The organism is Pseudomonas fulva NBRC 16637 = DSM 17717 (genome assembly GCF_000730565.1).
In the GTDB taxonomy this organism is placed as follows: domain Bacteria; phylum Pseudomonadota; class Gammaproteobacteria; order Pseudomonadales; family Pseudomonadaceae; genus Aquipseudomonas; species Aquipseudomonas fulva.
Genome location: NZ_BBIQ01000024.1, coordinates 26,383 through 46,845 on the forward strand (window position 1 = coordinate 26,383; position 20,463 = coordinate 46,845).

The window sequence follows — 20,463 nt, forward strand, 5'->3', positions numbered from 1 at the left end:
GGCCGACCATGAAGCTGCGCACGCGGCTCTTTCTCAGCATCTCGGCGCTGGTCACGGTCGCCCTGTTGGGGTTGCTACTCGGCCTGGTCAGTGTCCTGCAGATGGCTTCGGCCCAGCAGGCGCTGGTTCGCGACACCAACCACTCGCTGGATGTAGGGCTAAAGCTACGCCAGAACCTGGGTGAGCAGCTTATCCTGCTGCTGGATACGGACACGGCTCCAGGTCAGTTGCAAACGCTGCAAGACGACTTCCAACGCCTGCTCGACCAAGGCCTGGCCGACGGTGGCCAGCGGCCAGGGTTCAGCGAAGCCCGCGACCACTACCAGGCATTTCTCGAGGCTTACCACGCCACCCCAGCGCCCTCGCGCAGCCTGGCCGTGGACCAGCCACTGGGCGCCGCATTCAATCAAGTGCGTACCGACCTGATCGATTCCCACAAACAAGCGCTGGCCAACATCGCTCGCAGCGAAGAACAAAGCCGTGCCCGCGCACTGCTGGTAGGCGGCGTGCTGGGCCTGATGGGCCTGGTGGTCCTGGTTTTGGGCTTCATCACGGCCCACAACATTGCCCGCCGATTCGGCCAGCCCATCGAGGCCCTGGCCAAGGCAGCCGATCAGCTGGGCAAGGGCAATTTCGATGTCACACTCCCGATCACTCAAGCCAGCGAACTGAACCAGCTCACGCGTCGCTTCGGGATCATGGCCGACGCCCTGCGCAAGCACCAGGCCACCAATGTCGACGAATTGCTCGCCGGGCAGCAGCGCCTGCAAGCCGTGCTCGACAGTATCGATGATGGCCTGCTGATCATCGACCGACAGGGCCTGCTTGAGCACCTGAACCCGGTTGCTCAACGCCAACTGGGCTGGAACGACAGCCGCGTTGGCAGCAGCCTGGCCGAAGCCCTGGAACGACCTGAACTGGAACAGCAACTGTGCCAGGTGCTACGCGGCGGCAGTCTGGACCGCCAACCGGACGACCTTCACATCGACGTTGACGAGGAAACGCGTCTGTTGACCTATAGCTTGACGCCCGTCAGCCATCCTCAGGGCCCGATCCTGGGCGCCGTGATGGTGCTGCACGATGTGACCGAACAGCGTGCCTTCGAGCGGGTGCGCAGCGAGTTCGTGCTACGCGCCTCCCACGAGCTGCGTACGCCTGTCACCGGTATGCACATGGCGTTCGGCTTGCTGCGCGAACGGGTCAAGTTTCCCGAGGAAGCGCGTGAATACGATCTGCTGGAAACCATTGGCGAAGAAATGCAGCGCCTGACCCAGTTGATCAACGACTTGCTCAACTTCAGCCGCTATCAAAGCGGTCTGCAAAAGCTCGAGCTGGCGCCCTGTGCCATCGATGAATTGCTGGAGCGGGCGCAAGTGCGCTTCGCCGATCAGGCGGGCCAGAAGCAGATCGAACTGGTCTTGGCCCTGGAACCGCCACTGCCGCGCATCCAGGCTGACGTTGCTCAGCTCGACCGCGTGCTGGACAACCTGCTGCACAATGCGGTCAGGCACACCCCCCAGGGCGGGCGCATCCGCCTGCATGCGCGCCGCCATGCCGAACGCGTGATCATCAGTGTCGAGGACACGGGCGAGGGTATCGCCTATGGTCAGCAGGGCCGCATCTTCGAGCCGTTCGTGCAAGTGGGCCGCAAGAAGGGCGGGGCCGGCCTGGGACTGGCCCTGTGCAAGGAAATCGTGCAGTTGCACGGTGGGCGCATGGGCGTCTTCTCGCGACCAGGTGAAGGTACCCAGTTCTACCTGGCCCTGCCGGTCTGACGCTCGCAAGGCCTGTCAGGCCTGTCTGCCCCGTGGCAACTTATCCCGCGTGACCAGCTCGGCAAACTGCCGGGCCGTCAGGGCCTTGGCGAACAGCCAGCCCTGGCCGTACTTCACCCCTTCGCCAAGCAGCAGCAGCGCCTGGTCCTCACGCTCGATACCTTCGGCGATCACCCGTAGATGCAGGTCGTGGGCCATGCGGATGATATGGGGTGCCACACCGCTGCTGGCGGCATCGTGGCCCAGCGCATCGATGAATGCCTTGTCGATTTTCAGGCAATCCACGGGCAAGGTCTGAAGGTAGGCCAGGCTGCAATAACCCGTGCCGAAATCGTCGATCAGCACTTGATGGCCCTCGGCGCGCAACGCTTGCAAGTTTTCGCGCGCCACCACCACATCGATCAGGCCCCGTTCGGTCACCTCGAAAGCGATCTGCCTCGGGGCCACCCGGTGCAGCGCCAGCAGGCGCGCCGCCACTTCCCCAACACGCGGAACCATCACGTCGCACGCCGCCAGGTTCACCGAGATGTAGAGCATGGGCCTTGAGCGCAACAGAGGGCCGAGTTGCTCAAGGACGCGTCGCAGGACGAAGTCGGTGATTTCACGGATCTGCCCGGTATTCTCGGCCAGCGGTATGAACAGCTCAGGGCTGGTCAGGCTGCCATCGGGACGACGCCAGCGCACCAATGCCTCGGCGCCGACACAGCGCCTGCTGTCGAGCTCGAAAATCGGCTGGTAGAGCACTTGCAGCTGGCCACGACTCAGCGCTTGCTGAAGCTCCGAGCTCATGGAGCGTCGCTGTTGAGCCAATTGCAGGACCAGCCAGCCAATGCAACAAGCTCCCAGTACGCTGCCTGGAAACAGCAGCCACAGGGCGCCATTCATGCGCAGGGGGAGACTTGCGCGTGGTGCAATCAGAACCAACTGGTAATCAGGAGACTTGGTGGGCATGCGATAGATGAGACGATCGCTGAACTCCAGCAACGTTTTGTGACTGGTCGACCACACAGAAGGCGGTGGCCACACCTGGGGCGGGCCCAGCACCGGGATCGCCCGAGCACCGTTGTCCAGCACGACCAACAAGCTCCCGCCCGGAGGCAAATCCACTACATCGGTCAGATGCCCACGGGACGTGGACACCAGAAACCGGCCACGCCCCAACATCAGGGCGGCAAGGTTTTCGTCGGGCTCGGTGGTGGTGTTGAGCCAGTAGCTGTAGACCGGCCCCTTGATGTCTGGCGGGCGCAGCGGCACGAAAGCCCGCTCGTCACCTCGGTTCGAGCAGGCAACATTACCGTCGACATAGGCCGCCTCGTAGATGAACCGTGAACTCAAGCCGATCTGCTGCAAGGCCGTCAGCATGGCGGGGCCGCAGCCACGCAAAGGTTGCGTCTCCAATAAGTCCACACCTTCGCGCAACTGCCCGAATACCTGTTCCAGTCGTTCCAGAAAACGCTCGCCCTGAGCATTCATCTGTTCGCTCTCACTTTGCTTCATCTGCTGCAACGCAATGGCGATGCTGGCGGTTAGCAATAGGGCGGCACTGGCGATTGCCGCCAAAGCGGCAAGCATCCAGGGGCGGTAGAAAAATTGGCGCAAGGCCGCTAGGCGATCAGGCATCGAAGGCATCCAGTTGATTACCAAGGTATAGCAACTCAATGGACAATTACCTTTGCCGTTTAGCGCTTCGCTTGCGCGAGGACCAAACGGCAGCCGTCAACGCTTTACCGCATGCGGTTGAGCACCTCGAGCATGGCGGCCGTCTGCGCATCGGGCTGGCCGTCGAAGCGTTGAGGTCGGAAGCGCATCTGGAACGCCGCGATCACGTGCTGAGTCTGGACATCGAGCACGCCCGTCTGCTCGATGGCGTAGCCAAATCGGGCAAGCGCCTGCTGGTACCATCCAACCGTAGGAGGATTGACCTCGAAGTAGGCCTGCTGGCGAGCCACGCTAGAGGCGTCAGGCCACACACCCAGGCCGGCGTCGGCCAAACGTTTCCACGGGAACAGCGGGCCGGGGTCCTGCTTGCGCAGTGGGGCGATGTCGCTATGGCCAATGATGTGCCGAGGCTCGATGCCATTACGCTTGACGATATCCTTGAGCAGCGCGATCAGCGACTGGATCTGCGCTTCGCTGTAGGGGTGCCATACCCGCCCGGCAGGCGTATCGGTAAAGCCAGCGTTGACGATCTCGATACCGATGGACGATGAATTCAACCAGGTTCTGCCTTGCCACTGGCTGTCGCCAGCGTGCCAGGCCCGCCTGCTTTCATCCACCAATTGGTAGACAGTTGCGGGGCCATCACCGATCAGGTAGTGGCTGCTGACCTCGCCATGGGTCAGCAACGCCAACGAGCGCTCCAGTGAAGCATTGGTATAGTGCAGCACCACGAACTGAATGCGGTTGTCTTGGTTGGCTGACGGGTGGCTGCGGTCGATGCGCAAGCCCGTGGAGCAACCGGCGACAGTCAGCAGCAGCAGGGTGATCAGTGATTTTTTCAGCGTGGAAAGCACGGCAGTGGCCTCAGCGAATAAGCGCTACAGTATAACGCTCTCCCCGCATCTGCGCTCGCCCTTGCCAGGCGCTCGGTCAGTGCTGCTCCACGCAGTTGCGCCCCCGTTGCTTGGCACGGTAAAGCGCTGCGTCGGCACGCTTGAGCACCTGATCGGCCACCTCGCCAGGCCTGAACGCGCTCAACCCGATGGACGTGGATACCACCACCCGCTCCCCCTTGAAGTGAAACGGGCAGGCCTCTACGGCAAGGCGCATCGTTTCGACGACCTGTAACGCGTCTGCCGGCGAGGTGTCGGGCAGCAGCAGCACGAACTCCTCGCCCCCGAAGCGGGCAATGAAATCCTGGCCCCGCAGCCGTTTGCGCAACTGATCGGCCACGATCTTCAGTACCTTATCACCGGCCAGATGCCCATAGCCGTCGTTGATCTGCTTGAAATGATCCAGGTCCAGAATCGCCATGGCCAAGTCGCCGCCGTTTTCCTGCCAGCGCTGCATCTCGCGCTCGATTTGCTCGCTCCAGGCCGCACGATTGGGCAAGCCGGTCAGTGGGTCAAGCAACGCCTTCTGCCGCTGCTCCTCCAGGTGCTCACGGTAACCCAGCGCTTCCTGCTCCATGCTGGCCACGCGCTCGGACAGCCCCTGCAGACGCCCAGCCAGCGCCTGCTCGCGGCGATCGCGCTCGTGCTGGTGCTGGTCCATCGTCATCAGCAAGCCTTCGAGCCGGCTTTCGAGCAGGTGCTTCAAGCTCGATACGTCTGCGGCGCCTTGCATGTCGGTTTGCAGCCCGTCCACCTGCTCACGCAATTGCGTATCCAGTTCGCGTGCCGCACTGCTGTTGTCGGCGTGACCTGCGCTGGCGGCCTGCAAGTGGCCGTGGAAACCCTCGAGCCGCTCATTGAGCAATTGCAGATAGGTTTCGAACTCATGCTGGCCGCTGTCGGAGATCGCCAGCAACAACACGGCAAGATCATCCAGCACCGGAATCAACTCGTACCAGTTCATGCCGCGCGCCACCCGTTCGCGCATCGCCTGCGCCTGCGCCTTGTGGCGGTCCGGCAGGCTCAGGTCATCCAGCAGACCGAGCAGCGTCTGCTCGATATGGGCGGCCACCTGGCTGTATGGCGGCTCGACTGCGTAGGGCAGGGCATAGGCCTCTTGGTCAGACAACGGGACATCAGCCAAAGGGGTCGAATCATCCTCACCCCCACTTTGCAATGGCACGTCCATTGCCGGACCAGGTGCCGGGGGCACGGGCGGCGGCTCGCCACCCGACATTTGTTCAGACTCGATCAGTGACGGGGACGCATCGCTGTCCTCATGCCCATCGTGCTGAGGGACAATGGACGCTTCCTGAACCAGGGGCTGCGAGGCAGCAGGGACGAGGCCCGGCGCCTGCTCGCTGGCGGCCTCGACGGGCGCCAGGTCATCGCGACCTTTGAACAACCGCTGCAAAAAGCCGCCCCGCGAACTGGCTTCGGGCCTGTCCAGCGCGGCCAGCGCACGCCCTTGCAGCCCACTGAGTTCCCCCAGCAGCGGCGGCAGATCGCGAGACTGGGTGACACCGGCCTCCAGCCGCTTGGCAAGCTTCTTCAACGGCCTGGAGACATCGCTGGTCAACGGCAGGCCTTGCAACTGATCGACCAGTGCCGTCAGCGCATCGCCCACTTGGTTCATGCGGGTTTCGCGGCGCTGCTCAGACTCCAGTACCGCTTTTTCAAGACGGGGGATAAGGCCGGCAAGCCCGGCATCCATGTTGTCACTGCGAATGACCTCGCGCATTTCCTTCATGCACTGGTCGACGACCTTGTCGCTGCCCTCAGCGGCTAACGTACTGCGAACCAGGCCTCGGCGCAGCAAGTCCAGGCGCGCCTCCCAGCGACGTTCGAGCCTCTCCTGTTGCTCAATGCTTATCAGGTATTTTTCTTTCCAGCGCTCGGCTTCTTCGGTCATGCCTGTGTCCGCACGGGTGATACAACTGGGGCTGTCTGATACACACTGTCGGCGCGTGCCCGGGACACTTGAGGGCAAGCGAGGCGTCAGTTGATTCAGCTCAAGGCCGGCAGCGTATCCACAGTCAATGCATCAGGCAATCGGATCTCGACGGCCACAGGAAGATGGTCGGAAATCGGCTGGGCCAGCACTTCGACTCTTTCCAGGGTAAGGCTCGGGCTGAGCAGGATATGGTCCAGGCAGCGCTGTGGTCGCCAACTGGGGAAGGTGGCCTCCACCTGAGGCGCAATCAGGCCAAGGTCGCGCAACGGTGAATGCTCGAGCAGGTCGGTAGCATGGGTGTTCATGTCCCCCATCAACACCTGATGGCGATACCCGCCGATCAGTTCGCGGATGTAGGCCAGCTGCAGTGCACGGGTCTTGGCGCCCAAGGCCAAGTGCATCATGACTACGATCAGCGCATCCTCACCCTCGCCGAAGCGCACCAGGATAGCCCCGCGCCCTGCTGGGCCAGGCAGTGGGTGATCCTCGAGTTGGTGAGGCTTCAAGCGACTGAGTACGCCATTACTGTGCTGAGCGAAGCGCCCAAGGTTGCGATTGAGCTGTTGGTACCAATAGGGGAAGGCACCCAGTTGGGCCAGATGCTCGACCTGATTGACATAGCCCGAGCGCAAGCTGCCCCCATCCGCCTCTTGCAGGGCCACCAGGTCGAAGTCCCCAAGCAACTTACCGATTTTCTGCAAGTTGCTGGCTCGGCCAGTGTGCGGCAGCAGGTGCTGCCAGCTGCGCGTCAGGTAATGCCGATAGCGCTCGGTACTAATGCCCACCTGGATGTTGAAGCTGAGCAGCCGCAGACGACCATCTTCTGGCAAGCCGGGGGCTTGCAAGTGATGCTCGTTGACCTGCGGCTGGGGCAGGGCAACGCCGCGCGTGACCCGTAGGCGAGGCATGGTTGCGCTGCCTATTTGGCAGCGCGCTCCTTGTCGATCAGCTGGTCGGCCACGTTGAGGACGCCCTCTGGTCCGCCAGCGGTGCCCAGGTCGAAGCGGTACTTACCGTTGACCACCATGCTGGGAACGCCAGTGATTTCATACTTCTTGGCCAGTTCTTTCGCCTGGTTGACCTGGCCCTTGATGGCGAAAGAGTTGTAGGTGGCCAGGAACTTGTCCTTGTCCACCCCCTGCGGTGCCAGGAAAGCGGCCATGTCTTCTGGGTCTGTCAGGCGCTTGTGCTGGTTCTGGATGGCGTCGAATACCGCCGCGTGCACCTTGTGCTCGACGCCCATCGCTTCCAGAGTCAGGAACATCTGGCCATGGGCATCCCAAGGGCCACCGAACATGGCCGGCACACGCTTGAAGTTGACGTCCTTGGGCAGCTTGTCGACCCACGGGTTGATGACAGGCTCGAAGTGATAGCAATGCGGGCAGCCATACCAGAACAACTCGACCACTTCGATCTTGCCAGGCACGGAAACCGGAACCGGGTTGCTCAGCTCGACATACTCCTTGCCGGCTACAGGCTCTGCGGCCTGAACGGAAGTCATACCAAGTACGCTGGCAGCGACCAGCGCAGCGCTGAGAATCAGTTTACGCATGCTTTACTCCTGAGCAGTCATGGGTCGCCACGGCACGACCTGGATTGAGACAGGCCGGGAAGGGCTCTAGTTCTGTAGTGTAACGGCTGCGGACGAAAAAAAGGGCAGCCGCGCCGCCCTTTCATCTTTGGCTTTCAACATTAACCGGGCATTAATGCAGGCCCTGGATGTAGCTGGCCAATGCCTCGATGTCATGGTTACTGAGCTTCCCGGCGATGGTGCGCATGGTCATGGCATCCCCATCGTTGGTGCGATTGCCTTCACGGAAGTCCGTCAGCTGCTTGCTCACGTACTGGGCATGCTGCCCGCTCAGGTGAGGGAACCCGGCCAGTGCGATACCCGCCCCGTCAGGCGAGTGGCAGCCCGTGCAGGCCGGCATGCCCTTGTCCAGGTCGCCACCGTTGAACAGCGCACGCCCGCGCTCGACCAGCGTAGGGTCGGCCGCGCCCACGCTGCCTTTCTGGCTGGCAAAATATGCCGCGATATCGGCCAGGTCCTGGTCGTTGAAGCCGGCGAGCATACCGGTCATTTCCAGCACGACGCGTTTGCCGGACTTGATATCGTGCATTTGTTTTTCGAGGTAGCGCTGGCCTTGACCTGCCAGCTTGGGGAAGTTCGGTGCCAGGCTATTGCCATCTGGGTTGTGGCAGGCCCCGCAGACGGCCGTCTTGGCCTGACCTGCGGCGGCATCGCCTTTGACGGGCTGCGCAGCAGTGGCCGCACCTGCGACACCTAGGCTCAACAGCAGACTCACGACTAGTTTGTTCATCAGCTAATCCAACACGGCTAGGGGTGAAATGTTATGTATCGGGACTGCCATTCATCCAAAGGATGACCAGACGGTAGTCCTCGGCACTGCAGTCCATGCACAATCCACGCGGCGGCATAGCCTTGAAACCCTGAGCATTGTGCCGTGCCGAGATATTCATGCATTGCGCCAGATCAGGAATCAGGTTGCCCGATCGCCCCTCTGGGCTCATGGAGCAGGCGTTCGCTGTACCCGCCGCGCACACGCGGTTGTACAACACCTCGGAATCCTGTGTAGCCTGTGCGCTGAAAACCGGCAGGAACAGACCGACAGCAAGCGGCCATTGCGTATTGCGCCATGACGTTCAGGGTTGGGGGCCGCGCTGCGTTCTAATGCGCAAGCTCATGTTCGACACCCCATGCTCGTTCCCCAAAGCCGGGAGAAAGAGCACACAAAAACTGGGGCATTATATACTTCCGCCACCCAAACGGAAACGACACCGCTTGCCAGGTCCCGCTCAACAGGGGGCTGGCATCACCACATCGGATATCCCATGCAAGTCAAGAACCCCATCCTCGGCCTGTGCCAGAAAGCCAAATTCGCCCTCAGCGCTGCCAAGGTCGAACAATGCCCGGACGACCAGGGTTACGAGGTGGCCTTCGCCGGCCGCTCCAACGCCGGTAAATCCAGCGCGCTGAATACGCTGACCCACGCCAGCCTGGCCCGCACCTCGAAAACGCCCGGCCGCACCCAGTTGCTGAACTTCTTCAGCCTGGATGACGAACGCCGCCTGGTCGACTTACCGGGCTACGGCTACGCCAAGGTGCCCATCCCCCTCAAGCAGCACTGGCAGCGCCACCTGGAAGCTTATCTGGGCAGCCGCGAATGCCTGCGTGGCGTGATCCTGATGATGGATGTCCGCCACCCGATGACGGATTTCGACAAGATGATGCTCGATTGGGCCAAGGCCAGCGGCATGCCCATGCATATCTTGCTGACCAAGGCCGACAAGCTCACCCATGGCGCCGCCAAGAACACCTTGCTCAAGGTGCAATCGGAGATCAGGAAAGGCTGGGGCGAAGGCGTGACCATCCAACTGTTCTCGGCCCCCAAGCGCCTGGGCCTTGAAGACGCCTACCGCGTGCTGGCCGACTGGATGGAGCTCGAAGACAAGCCTGTCGCCTGAGGGCCAAGGCCCGCGCCAGGCAAATTTCAGGCAAAAAAAACCCCGGACTTCGTATGGGGAGGGGGAAGTTCGGGGTCCAAGCCCGGACCGCTAGGGCGGGGTCCGGATATCTGCCAACACTTAACACAACATAGGAGCATCGAACGGCTTCACCAGCCATTCAGGTACTCTGAGTTGCAGTTCACTGCTTTAGTTCCTGGGGCCTGGAACTATTTGCGACAGTTTCATGAAACCGGTTGTGACAGGCCAAGGCGACTGTGACGGCAAACCGCACCACAACGCCCCTTGGCCCGCGCAATCAGTGGGCTTCGTCCCAGTTTGCGCCCACACCGGCCTCGACCAGCAACGGCACGTCCAGTTGCGCCGCCTGACTCATGTGCTTTCGAATTTCATCTTTCACCAGATCCACGAGGTCTTCGCGCACCTCAAGAACAAGTTCGTCGTGCACCTGCAGGATCACCCGCGCATCCAGTGCGCTTTCGGTCAGCCAGTTGTCCACATTGACCATGGCGCGCTTGATGATGTCGGCAGCCGTACCCTGCATCGGCGCGTTGATCGCCGTGCGCTCGGCTCCCCGGCGCAAGGCTGGGTTCTTGGCGTTGATATCAGGCAGGTAGAGCCGGCGACCAAACAGGGTTTCCACGAACCCCTGCTCTGCGGCCTGGGCACGGGTACGCTCCATGTAGGCCAACACCCCTGGATAGCGTGTGAAGTAACGATCGATGTAATCCTGGGACTGCTTGCGGTCCACCCCGATCTGCTTGGCGAGACCAAAGGCGCTCATGCCGTAGATCAGCCCGAAGTTGATCGCCTTGGCGCTGCGCCGCTGGTCATGGGTGACCTGTTCGAGCGCAACGCCAAATACTTCGGCCGCCGTCGCCCGGTGCACGTCCAGATCGTTCTGGAACGCGTGCAGCAAGCCTTCGTCCTTGGCCAGGTGCGCCATGATGCGCAGCTCGATCTGGGAATAGTCGGCGGCCAGCAGCTTGTAGCCAGGGCTTGCGATGAAGGCCTGGCGGATTCGCCGGCCTTCGGCCGTGCGGATCGGAATGTTCTGCAAGTTCGGGTCACTGGACGACAACCGGCCCGTGGCCGCCACTGCCTGCTGGTACGACGTGTGGATTCGCCCCGTGCGAGGGTTGATCTGCCCCGGCAGCTTGTCGGTGTAGGTGCTCTTGAGCTTGCTCAGGCTGCGGTACTGCATCAGCACTTCAGGCAGTGGGTACCCTTGCTCGGCCAGCTCGTCCAGCACAGCTTCTGCCGTCGATGGCTGGCCCTTGGCCGTCTTGCTGATCACCGGCATGCCCAGCTTGTCGTACAGGATCGCGCCCAGCTGCTTGGGCGAACCCAGGTTGAATTCCTCACCAGCCAGTTCGAAGGCCCGCTGTTCCAGCTCGGCCATCTTCACACCCAGCTCGCCGCTCTGGACGTGCAACAGCGCCGCATCGACCAACGCGCCCTGGCGCTCGATCTTGGCCAGCACCGGCACCAGCGGCATTTCGATGTCCGTGAGCACCGGCTGCACACTGGGGGTCTTGGCCATGTGCGCCTGCAATGCCTGGTGCAGGCGCAGGGTGATGTCGGCATCTTCGGCCGCGTAGGGGCCGGCCTTGTCCAGATGGATCTGGTTGAAGGTCAGCTGCTTGGCACCTTTGCCTGCAATGTCCTCGAACGCAATGGTGGTATGCCCAAGGTACTTTTGCGCCAGGCTGTCCATGTCGTGCCGCGTGCCGGTCGAGTTGAACACGTACGATTCGAGCATGGTGTCATAGGCCACCCCCTGCACCTGGATCGCGGGAGAACCATTGGCAAGGATGTTGATGTCGTACTTGGCGTTCTGGCCTACCTTGGCTTTTGCCGGGTCCTCCAACAAGGGCTTGAGCGCGAGCAGAACGGCCTCACGGTCCAACTGGGCAGGGGCGCCTTCGTAGTCGTGCATCAAGGGGACGTAGGCCGCTTCATGGGGCTCGACGGCGAAGGAAATCCCTACCAGCTGGGCGCGCTGCGCATCGAGGCCGGTGGTTTCGGTATCGAACGCGAACAGCGGTGCCTGGCGCAGTTTCTCAAGCCAGGCGTCGAAGCGGTCCTGGTCAAGGATGGTTTCATAGCGGGCCTCGACCATGGCCGCCGGGGCCTCTACCGGGGGCAACTGGTCCCCTTCCCGAGCCGCATCGCGCTGCAGGTCGGCAATCCAGCTCTTGAACTCCATTTCGGTATATAGCGCCAGCAGCGCCTCGCGGTCTGGTTCGCCGCACACCAGCGCATCGACTTCGATGTCCAGCGGCACATCGATCTTGATGGTGGCCAGCTCGTACGACATGAAAGCCGCTTCACGGTGTTCTTCAAGCTTGGCGGGCAGGCTCTTGGCGCCTCGAATGGGCAGCGCAGGCACCTTGTCCAGGTTCGCGTACAGGTCGCTGAGCCCCCCGCCGATCCCGGTCAACAGCCCGACGGCGGTCTTTTCACCCACACCAGGCACACCTGGAATGTTGTCCACCTTGTCGCCCATCAGCGCCAGGAAGTCGATGATGTGCTCGGGGCCGACCCCGAATTTCTCGTGCACGCCAGCCACGTCCAGCACGCTACCGGTCATGGTGTTGACCAGGGTAATGTGCCCGTCGACCAGTTGCGCCATGTCCTTGTCGCCGGTGGAAATGATGACCGGCCGGTCCAGCGCCGCGCTGCTGCGTGCCAAGGTACCGATGACATCGTCAGCTTCGACCCCTTCGACGCACAACAGTGGGTAGCCCATGGCCTTGACGCTGGCATGCAGCGGCTCGATCTGCACCCGCAGATCGTCAGGCATGCTGGGGCGGTTGGCCTTGTAGTCGGCGAACAGGGTGTCGCGGAACGTGCCGCCCTTGGCGTCGAACACCACGGCGAACAAGCTGTCCGGGTACTGCCTGCGCAGGCTCTTGAGCATGTTGAGCACACCCTTCACCGCACCGGTTGGCATGCCCTTGGACGTGGTCAGCGGGGGCAAGGCATGGAAGGCGCGATAAAGGTAGGAGGAACCGTCCACGAGGACGAGGGGCGCTTGGCTCATGAGCAGAATCAACCTTTTCGACGGGTCCGGCGCTAGAATAGCCAGAATCATTGACGACAAAGGGACTAGGTTATCATGCGTACACTCAATCGCCTGTTACTGCTCTGCCTGATGGCAGGTCTGCCCGTCGTTACCTTGGCGGCGGATGACGCGCCCTCGGCCGATCCCGAGGTGACCATTCGCACGGAAGGCGACAAGACCATCCAGGAATATCGCCAAAACGGCTTCCTGTATGCGATCAAGATCACGCCCAAACATGGCAAGCCTTACTTTCTGGTACGCGCCGATGGCTCCGATGGCAATTTCATTCGTTCCGACCAGCCGGACATGCTGATTCCGTCCTGGAAGATCTTCGAGTGGTAATCTGACGCGCACCGTTCACATCAACCCGGCACTTCGGCCAGAAGTGCCTGCATGGGCAATCTTTCATCATGTCAGTCTTCACCCCCGTGACCCGGCCTGAGCTGGAAACCTTTCTGGCACCTTATGAGCTGGGTCGCCTGCTCGATTTCCAGGGTATCGCCGCCGGCACCGAGAACAGCAACTTCTTCGTCAGCCTCGAACAGGGGGAGTTCGTGCTGACGCTGATCGAGCGTGGGCCCAGCGAGGACATGCCGTTCTTCATCGAGCTGCTCGATACCCTGCACACGGCCCGGATGCCAGTGCCCTACGCCATTCGTGACCGTGACGGCCATGGCCTGCGCGAACTGTGCGGCAAACCGGCGTTGCTGCAACCCAGGCTCTCGGGCAAACACATCAAGGCGCCCAATGCCCAGCATTGTGCCCAGGTCGGTGACCTGCTCGCACACATTCACCTGGCCACCCGTGAACACATCATCGAGCGCCGCACGGACCGAGGCCTTGAGTGGATGCTGGCCGCCGGGGCTGAACTGCTGCCGCGCCTGAACGCCGAGCAGGCGAGCCTGCTGCAACCGGCGCTGGATGAAATCGCCGCCCACCAGGCGCAGATCCTGGCACTGCCCCGGGCCAACCTGCATGCCGACCTGTTCCGCGACAACGTGATGTTCGAGGGCACCCATCTGTCCGGGGTCATCGACTTCTACAACGCCTGCTCGGGGCCGATGCTGTATGACATTGCCATTACCCTGAACGACTGGTGCCTGGATGCGCAGGCCGGCATCGATGTGCCGCGCGCCCAGGCCTTGCTTGCCGCCTACGCCGCATTACGGCCGTTCACAGCAGCCGAAGCCGAACTCTGGCCACAGATGTTGCGCGTTGCCTGCGTGCGGTTCTGGCTGTCTCGCTTGATCGCGGCAGAGTCCTTTGCTGGCATGGACGTGATGATCCACGACCCAAGCGAGTTCGAGGTGCGCCTGGCGCAGCGCCAGCAGGTGGCCGTGAAGCTGCCGTTCGCCCTCTGATCCAAACCCTGGCGGCAGGCCCTGTGCGCCTACCCATGGGGCAGAAGGCATCAGGCGCTGCCCCGGGCGCCCAACCCAGATATGCAGCCGCAGCGTACCTTTACAGCTGCTCCAGGCAGCTCGCCAAGTCGCCCCCTAGCTTGTCGAGCAATCGCTCGTAGCCTTGCGCATCCACCGGATCGGTGCCACCCAGCGCATCGAGCTCGGCCAGGCGCACCGGCAGACCGGCTGTCAGGGTTTCGGCCAGCCGGGGGCGCAAGGGCGGCTCGCTGAAGACGCAAGTCTTGCCCACTTCCTGCAGCCGCTTACGCATGGCGGCCACGTGCTGAGCGCCGGGCTGCACTTCAGACGCCACGCTGAACACGCCGGTATGCTTGAGGCCATACTCAGCCTCGAAATAATCGAAGGCCTCGTGGAACACGAAGTAAGGCTTACCGGCCACACCCGCCACCCGAGCCTTGATGCGGGTGTCGAGCGCGTCCAGGCGCTGGGTGAAGGTCGCCAGGTTACGCGTGTAGCGGTCGGCATTGGCAGGGTCCACGCTGGCGAGATCGGCGGCCATTTTCCCGGCGATCACCCGGGCGTTCACCGAAGACAACCACAAGTGCGCATCCAGGCTGCCTGGGCGGTGATCATGGTCATGGTCGTCGTGGTCTTCGTCGTGGGAATGGCTGTCCTCGCCAAAGTGACGCAGCTTCATGCCCGGCAGCGACTGTACCGCGACGGTCGTCTTGCTGCGGCTGGTCAGCACCTTGGGCAAAAAGCCCTCCATGTCCGGGCCTATCCAGTACAGCAAATCCGCCTCCGCGACCCTGCGCACGTCCGAGGGACGCAGTGCGTAATGGTGAGGCGAGGCACCCGGCGGCAACAGCACTTCAGGGCTGCCGACGCCTTCCTGTACAGCAGCGGCGATCTGTTGCAGAGGCTTGATGCTGGTCAGCACATGCACGTCAGCGTGGGCGGAAAATGCGATGAAAGCGACAAACAGGGTAAGGAATCGGGCCACGGTAGGTACTCGAATCGTCAGAAACAGGTAACATAATAACGTCTCTATCCAGAATCGTCGCTGCCCATGTCCATTACGCCGCTGGCCACCCGTCCTCATGACCATTCCCATTGCGTGCACAGCGCCCTGGCTGAAGCCGACGCTCTGTGCGCTCGTCAAGGGCTGCGCCTGACGGCGCTGCGCCGCCGGGTACTGGAGCTGGTGTGGCAGAGCCACAAACCGCTGGGCGCCTACGACATCCTGGCGGTGCTGAGCGAACAGGATGGCCGTCGCGCGGCGCCGCCAACGGTGTACCGCGCGCTGGACTTCCTTCTGGAAAACGGTCTCGTGCACCGCATCGCTTCGCTCAACGCCTTTATCGGTTGTAGCCATCCCGAGCATACGCACCAGGGGCAGTTTCTCATTTGCCGACTGTGCCATATCGCCATTGAGCTGGAGCAGGCGAGTATCAGCGATGCCATCGTCGGCAGCGCCAGGCATGTAGGTTTCACGGTCGAGAACCAGACCGTCGAGGTCGTGGGCGTGTGCAGCAACTGCAAGGACGCGGCATGAGCGACGCGCTGATCCGCCTGGAGCAGGTTGGCGTCACCTATGGCGGGGAGGCCGTGCTCGACAGCATCGACTTGGCAGTCGCACCCGGCCAGATCGTCACCCTGATCGGGCCCAATGGAGCGGGCAAGACCACGCTGGTCCGCGCCGTGCTGGGGCTACTCAAGCCACACCGCGGCTCGGTATGGCGCAAACCCCGGCTGCGCATTGGCTACATGCCGCAAAAAATCCAGGTCGACGCCACGCTGCCGTTGTCGGTGCTGCGCTTTCTGCGCCTGGTACCTGGCGTGGATCGCGCAGCGGCCCTGTCGGCGCTTCAGGAGGTCGGCGCCGAGCACGTGATCGACAGTCCCATCCAGACTGTGTCCGGGGGTGAAATGCAGCGTGTGCTGCTGGCCCGTGCGCTGCTGCGAGAGCCGCAGTTGCTGGTGCTGGACGAGCCGGTGCAAGGTGTTGACGTGGTAGGGCAGACGGAGCTGTACAACCTCATCACCCGACTGCGCGACCGCCTGGGTTGCGGCGTATTGATGGTTTCCCACGACCTGCACCTGGTCATGAGTGCGACCGATCAGGTGGTGTGCCTGAACCGCCATGTGTGCTGCTCCGGTCATCCCGAACAGGTCAGCGGTGACCCGGCATTCGTCGAACTGTTCGGCCAGACCGCACCCAGCCTGGCCATTTATCACCATCATCATGACCACAGTCACGACCTGCACGGTTCGGTGGTCGCCCCAGCCCCCCATGTTCACGGAGCGCACTGCAAGCATGGCTGATTTTCTTCTCTACGCCCTGCTCGCTGGTCTGTCCCTCGCGCTGGTAGCTGGCCCCCTTGGCTCGTTCGTCGTCTGGCGGCGCATGGCCTACTTTGGCGACACCCTGTCCCATGCTGCTTTGCTGGGTGTGGCCCTGGGCTTCGTGCTGGATGTCAGCCCCACATTGGCCGTCACCGTGGGCTGCCTGTTGCTGGCGATTCTGCTGGTGACCTTGCAGCAACGCCAGCCTCTGGCATCCGACACGCTGCTCGGTATCCTGGCACCCAGTACCTTGTCCTTGGGCCTGGTGGTGCTGAGCTTCATGCACGACGTGCGCATCGACCTGATGGCTTACCTGTTCGGGGATCTGCTGGCCATCAGCCCGACCGATCTTGCCTGGATTTTGGGCGGCAGCGCCCTGGTACTCGTACTGATCGCCGTCTTGTGGCGCCCCTTGCTCGCCGTCACCGTCCACGAAGAACTGGCAACGGTCGAAGGGCTACCGGTTGCAGCGTTGCGCATGGCGCTGATGCTGCTCATCGCCGTGGTCATCGCGGTGGCCATGAAGATCGTCGGCGTCTTGCTGATCACCTCTTTGCTGATCATTCCGGCGGCAGCCGCTCAGCGGCATGCGCGCTCTCCCGAGCAGATGGCCGTAGGCGCCAGCGTCATAGGCGTGGTAGCGGTCTGCGGCGGGCTGGCCTTGTCATGGTTCAAGGACACGCCTGCCGGTCCATCCATTGTGGTGTGCGCTGCGGTGCTATTCTTGCTGAGTCTGGCCCTGCCCAAACGGTGAGCGACAGGCGTCCAAGTCCTGCCTTGCAACCTTCGGCGGAGTAAAGGGTCTGTAAGACCAGTTTTCGAGCGTGCGCACCTGGGTGTAGACTTGCTCGCTTTTTGCGCAAATAGAGAGCCGCAGGAATGAAGCCGTTTGCCTCCCGTTGTCTGCTTGTTGGCGTCTTTTCCCTGTTCCTTGCCGCGTGCTCCCATGCACCGGTCGAACAGGCCAGCACGCCTGCCCAGCCTGATGCATGGCAGCAGTTGCAACAAAATATCGCCAGCAACGAGCTGGCCACCGCAGAAGACCAACTGGTCTCCCTGCAAGCGCAGTCGCCTGGCGATGGACGCGTCGAGCAATACCAGCGCGAGCTGGCCGAAGCCTACCTGCAACGCAGCCAGATCATGTTGCAGAAGGGTGACGTGAATGCGGCGGTCACAGCCCTGGCGCGCGCGCGCGCACTGATGCCACAGGCACCGGCGGTCACTGGCGGTGATGCCGTTTCACAAGCGCGCAAGGCCGAGCTGGCCAAGGCCGAAGCCGCACTCAAGGCTGCCGAAGCCAAGCCCAAGGCTCGAGTTATCGACCCCAGTGCGCCCAGTACAGTGATTGCGTTGGAAACCACCGACATCCAAGCCATGCGCCAGCAGCTCGATGACATCGCCGCCGACGTGGTCAATTATGGTTGCGATGTGGTGTTCCAGGTGCCACGCAGCGCGGATGCGCCGTGGCTGAAGACATTGCTGGCCAAGCGTGTTCGCAAGATCGACAGCACCTTCGACCTGAAACAAAAGCACGACATCCAGCGCGCGTTGCCCGCTCAGGTGGTGCTGGTCCCCCACCAGCGCTAGGCCCGTGGATAGGGGCTGCAATGCAGCCCCTGACACGCGGAGGGTTTAAGCAGGAACCGCTTCGGCAGCCGCTTCACGCTCCCATACGCGATGCCCTTCCACTGCCTTGACGAACGCGTCCATGGCCTTCTGGTCGTCGCCGGTCAGCAGACCCTTGTCTTCCTTCAGGCCCAACGTTGCAAGCAGTTCCTGGGTCAGCACCATCGCCTTGAGATGCTTGTAGCCCTCAAGCAGGAAGTGCTTGGCCAGGCCACTGGCCGCCATGGCATCGGTGGACGCCTTGCCAGCGGGTACAACGATGCCATCGAACATGATTGACGGCATGCCTTCCATGGAGGCATCTACCGGCAGTTGCGTACCGTCGGCGGCCTTCACAGGCGCCGAGGTCGGGCCCAGCAGCATGGGGCGAGCGCTCTGCGCCTCCAGGGCCTTGACCATCTTGTCGACGCTGGCGGCATCCACGCCGTTGGCGATCAGTACAGCGATCTTGCGACCCTTGATCCCGACCTTGCCCGGATGGTTCATCTGGCTCAAGGCTGGCGATTCGGCCAGCTGGCTGCCCTTGACCTTGACGGTGCCGGCTTTAGGGGCTGGCAGGCCCAGGTTTTCCGCCACGGCTGCTGCCAGCTTCAGGTCGATGTTGGCGAGAATCTCATTCACCTGGCGCGCACGGATGTGCTCACGCTCGACCTTGCCCAACTCAAAGCTGTAGGCCTTGATGATGTGCTGCTGCTCGGTCGGGCTCATGCTCTGGAAGAACAGGCGCGCCTGGGAGAAGTGATCACCGAACGAGTCGCTGCGCTGGCGAATCTTGTGCGCATCGACGCGCTCCTGATACGTCTCGAAACCGCCGTCGCGTGGGCCGGGCGGGGTTTCCTTCGGCCAGCCGCCGTCGATGGAGTTGGGCTCGTAGGCGGCGCGGCCTTTGTGCACGATATGCTGGTGCATCGCATCGCGCTGGTTGTTGTGGTTCGGGGCAACCGGGCGATTGATCGGGATCTGGTGGAAGTTCGGGCCACCCAGGCGGCTGATCTGAGTATCGGTGTAGGAGAACAGGCGACCCTGCAGTAACGGGTCATTGGTGAAGTCGATGCCCGGCACGATGTGGCCTGGGCAGAAAGCGATCTGCTCGACCTCGGAGAAGAAGTTGTCCGGGTTGCGATTGAGCACCATCTTGCCCAGCGGGGTGACCGGGACCAGCTCTTCAGGGATGATCTTGGTCGGGTCCAGCAGGTCGAAGTCGAACTTGTGCTCGTCGGCCTCAGGCACGATCTGCACGCCGAGTTCCCATTCCGGGTAGTCGCCGGTTTCGATGGCTTCCCACAGGTCACGACGGTGGTAGTCGGTGTCCTTGCCCGCCAGTTTCTGCGCCTCGTCCCACAGCACGGAATGCACGCCCTCGCTGGGCTTCCAGTGGAACTTGACGAAGTGGGCCACGCCTTCGGCGTTGACCAGACGGAAGGTGTGCACGCCGAAACCTTCCATCATGCGCAGGCTGCGTGGGATGGCGCGGTCCGACATGGCCCAGACGACCATGTGCGCCGATTCAGGCACCAACGAGACAAAGTCCCAGAAGGTGTCGTGGGCCGAACCGCCGGTGGGGATCTCGTTATGCGGCTCGGGCTTGACGGCGTGTACGAAGTCCGGGAACTTGATGGCGTCCTGGATAAAGAACACCGGCATGTTGTTGCCGACCAGGTCGAAGTTGCCTTCATCGGTATAGAACTTCACGGCAAAGCCGCGCACGTCGCGCACCGTGTCACCGGAGCCGCGCGGCCCCTGAACGGTGGAAAAGCGCACAAATACCGGGGTGATCTTCTTCGGATCTTGCAGGAAACCGGCCTTGGTCAGTTCGGCGTGGCAGCCATAGCTCTGGAAATAACCATGGGCACCGGTGCCTCGTGCATGGACGATCCGCTCCGGGATGCGCTCATGGTCAAAATGGGTGATTTTCTCGCGCATGATGAAGTCTTCAAGCAGCGAGGGGCCGCGGTCGCCGGCCTTCAAGGTGTTCTGGTTGTCCGAAATGCGCACACCCTGGTTGGTGCGCAGCGCCTGCCCGGTGGCATCGCTGCGGTCTGCTTCCAGGCTCTGCAACTTGGCATTGGTATTGGCCCGATCCGGGGTCTGAGTACCTGCGGCCTCGCTGTGCTTCGGCGCATCCTTGTTCTTGCTGGGCATGGTTGGCTTTCCTCATCAGTCTTCGGGCGCCCGATCGGGCTTGTCCAGTTAATGACTCGGGCACAAGAGCGAGCGTTCCATCGGGATGACCAGCTGTCGCCATATAGCGTTCTGATTGGTCAGAGGCAAAATAAATGCTAAGAACAGCGGT

The 20,463-nt window shown here is 62.3% G+C and carries 18 protein-coding genes; 8 read left to right on the plus strand and 10 right to left on the minus strand.

From position 1 onward, the window contains the following. Nucleotides 1-8 precede the first annotated feature (8 nt). Nucleotides 9-1,775, plus strand: a complete 1,767-nt coding sequence (locus PFU01S_RS19275) for a KinB sensor domain-containing domain (RefSeq protein ID WP_033737087.1) — start codon at nt 9-11, stop codon at nt 1,773-1,775. A 15-nt stretch (nt 1,776-1,790) separates the two neighbouring features. Here PFU01S_RS19275 and PFU01S_RS19280 read toward each other — a convergent pair whose 3' ends face one another. The 7 genes from PFU01S_RS19280 to PFU01S_RS22745 form a co-directional block, all read right to left on the minus strand. Beyond that, a complete protein-coding gene (locus PFU01S_RS19280; protein WP_027913229.1) occupies nt 1,791-3,395 on the minus strand; it encodes an EAL domain-containing protein in 1,605 nt (534 codons plus the stop codon). A 104-nt stretch (nt 3,396-3,499) separates the two neighbouring features. Then, the gene (locus PFU01S_RS19285) at nt 3,500-4,288 is read right to left on the minus strand and encodes an N-acetylmuramoyl-L-alanine amidase (RefSeq protein WP_028687764.1); all 789 of its coding nucleotides are present in this window, start codon (nt 4,286-4,288) and stop codon (nt 3,500-3,502) included. 76 nt (nt 4,289-4,364) lie between these two features. Continuing rightward, nucleotides 4,365-6,239, minus strand: coding sequence for a GGDEF domain-containing protein (locus PFU01S_RS19290; protein ID WP_028687763.1), 1,875 nt, complete (start codon nt 6,237-6,239; stop codon nt 4,365-4,367). A gap of 95 nt (nt 6,240-6,334) precedes the next feature. Then, nucleotides 6,335-7,189, minus strand: a complete 855-nt coding sequence (locus PFU01S_RS19295; protein WP_027913232.1) for an endonuclease/exonuclease/phosphatase family protein — start codon at nt 7,187-7,189, stop codon at nt 6,335-6,337. 11 nt (nt 7,190-7,200) lie between these two features. Beyond that, nucleotides 7,201-7,833 (minus strand): thiol:disulfide interchange protein DsbA, encoded by a 633-nt coding sequence (gene dsbA, locus PFU01S_RS19300; protein ID WP_028687762.1) that lies wholly within the window; start codon nt 7,831-7,833, stop codon nt 7,201-7,203. 151 nt (nt 7,834-7,984) lie between these two features. After that, nucleotides 7,985-8,602 (minus strand): c-type cytochrome, encoded by a 618-nt coding sequence (locus tag PFU01S_RS19305; protein WP_028687761.1) that lies wholly within the window; start codon nt 8,600-8,602, stop codon nt 7,985-7,987. A 31-nt stretch (nt 8,603-8,633) separates the two neighbouring features. Next, the gene (locus tag PFU01S_RS22745) at nt 8,634-8,906 is read right to left on the minus strand and encodes a cytochrome c5 family protein (RefSeq protein WP_081783975.1); all 273 of its coding nucleotides are present in this window, start codon (nt 8,904-8,906) and stop codon (nt 8,634-8,636) included. 228 nt (nt 8,907-9,134) lie between these two features. Between PFU01S_RS22745 and yihA the strand changes: the two genes are divergently transcribed. Then, entirely contained in the window at nt 9,135-9,767 is a 633-nt protein-coding gene (gene yihA, locus PFU01S_RS19310) for a ribosome biogenesis GTP-binding protein YihA/YsxC (RefSeq protein WP_027913235.1), read from the plus strand. Between the two features lie 298 nt (nt 9,768-10,065). Here the strand turns inward: yihA and polA are convergent, their stop codons facing one another. Next, complete coding sequence (gene polA, locus PFU01S_RS19315) at nt 10,066-12,813, minus strand: DNA polymerase I (protein WP_028687760.1); 2,748 nt, start codon at nt 12,811-12,813, stop codon at nt 10,066-10,068. A 75-nt stretch (nt 12,814-12,888) separates the two neighbouring features. Here polA and PFU01S_RS19320 point away from each other — a divergent pair, with 75 nt between their 5' ends. Further along, nucleotides 12,889-13,176, plus strand: coding sequence for a DUF2782 domain-containing protein (locus PFU01S_RS19320; protein ID WP_027913237.1), 288 nt, complete (start codon nt 12,889-12,891; stop codon nt 13,174-13,176). Between the two features lie 68 nt (nt 13,177-13,244). Then, nucleotides 13,245-14,195: a homoserine kinase gene (locus tag PFU01S_RS19325; protein WP_028687759.1), complete on the plus strand. Its 951-nt coding sequence runs from the start codon at nt 13,245-13,247 to the stop codon at nt 14,193-14,195. A gap of 100 nt (nt 14,196-14,295) precedes the next feature. On the opposite strand, the gene PFU01S_RS19330 is transcribed toward PFU01S_RS19325, so the two are convergent. Further along, on the minus strand, nt 14,296-15,201 hold the full coding sequence (locus tag PFU01S_RS19330) for a zinc ABC transporter substrate-binding protein ZnuA (RefSeq protein WP_027913239.1): 906 nt from the start codon (nt 15,199-15,201) through the stop codon (nt 14,296-14,298). Nucleotides 15,202-15,267: 66 nt separating this feature from the next. Here PFU01S_RS19330 and zur point away from each other — a divergent pair, with 66 nt between their 5' ends. The 4 genes from zur to PFU01S_RS19350 all read left to right on the plus strand — a co-directional run bounded on the left by zur (nt 15,268) and on the right by PFU01S_RS19350 (nt 18,131). Continuing rightward, nucleotides 15,268-15,753 carry a zinc uptake transcriptional repressor Zur gene (gene zur / locus PFU01S_RS19335; protein WP_027913240.1) on the plus strand — a complete coding sequence of 162 codons (486 nt, stop codon included), beginning with the start codon at nt 15,268-15,270 and terminating at the stop codon, nt 15,751-15,753. Then, the gene (gene znuC / locus PFU01S_RS19340; RefSeq protein WP_027913241.1) at nt 15,750-16,523 is read left to right on the plus strand and encodes a zinc ABC transporter ATP-binding protein ZnuC; all 774 of its coding nucleotides are present in this window, start codon (nt 15,750-15,752) and stop codon (nt 16,521-16,523) included. The genes zur and znuC overlap by 4 nt, the downstream gene beginning before the upstream one ends. Next, nucleotides 16,516-17,298 (plus strand): zinc ABC transporter permease subunit ZnuB, encoded by a 783-nt coding sequence (gene znuB / locus PFU01S_RS19345; protein WP_027913242.1) that lies wholly within the window; start codon nt 16,516-16,518, stop codon nt 17,296-17,298. The genes znuC and znuB overlap by 8 nt, the downstream gene beginning before the upstream one ends. Before the next feature lie 125 nt (nt 17,299-17,423). Beyond that, nucleotides 17,424-18,131, plus strand: coding sequence for a PA5502 family lipoprotein (locus tag PFU01S_RS19350; RefSeq protein ID WP_027913243.1), 708 nt, complete (start codon nt 17,424-17,426; stop codon nt 18,129-18,131). A 45-nt stretch (nt 18,132-18,176) separates the two neighbouring features. Here PFU01S_RS19350 and katE read toward each other — a convergent pair whose 3' ends face one another. Next, nucleotides 18,177-20,312 carry a catalase HPII gene (gene katE, locus PFU01S_RS19355; protein WP_028687758.1) on the minus strand — a complete coding sequence of 712 codons (2,136 nt, stop codon included), beginning with the start codon at nt 20,310-20,312 and terminating at the stop codon, nt 18,177-18,179. Nucleotides 20,313-20,463 lie beyond the last annotated feature (151 nt).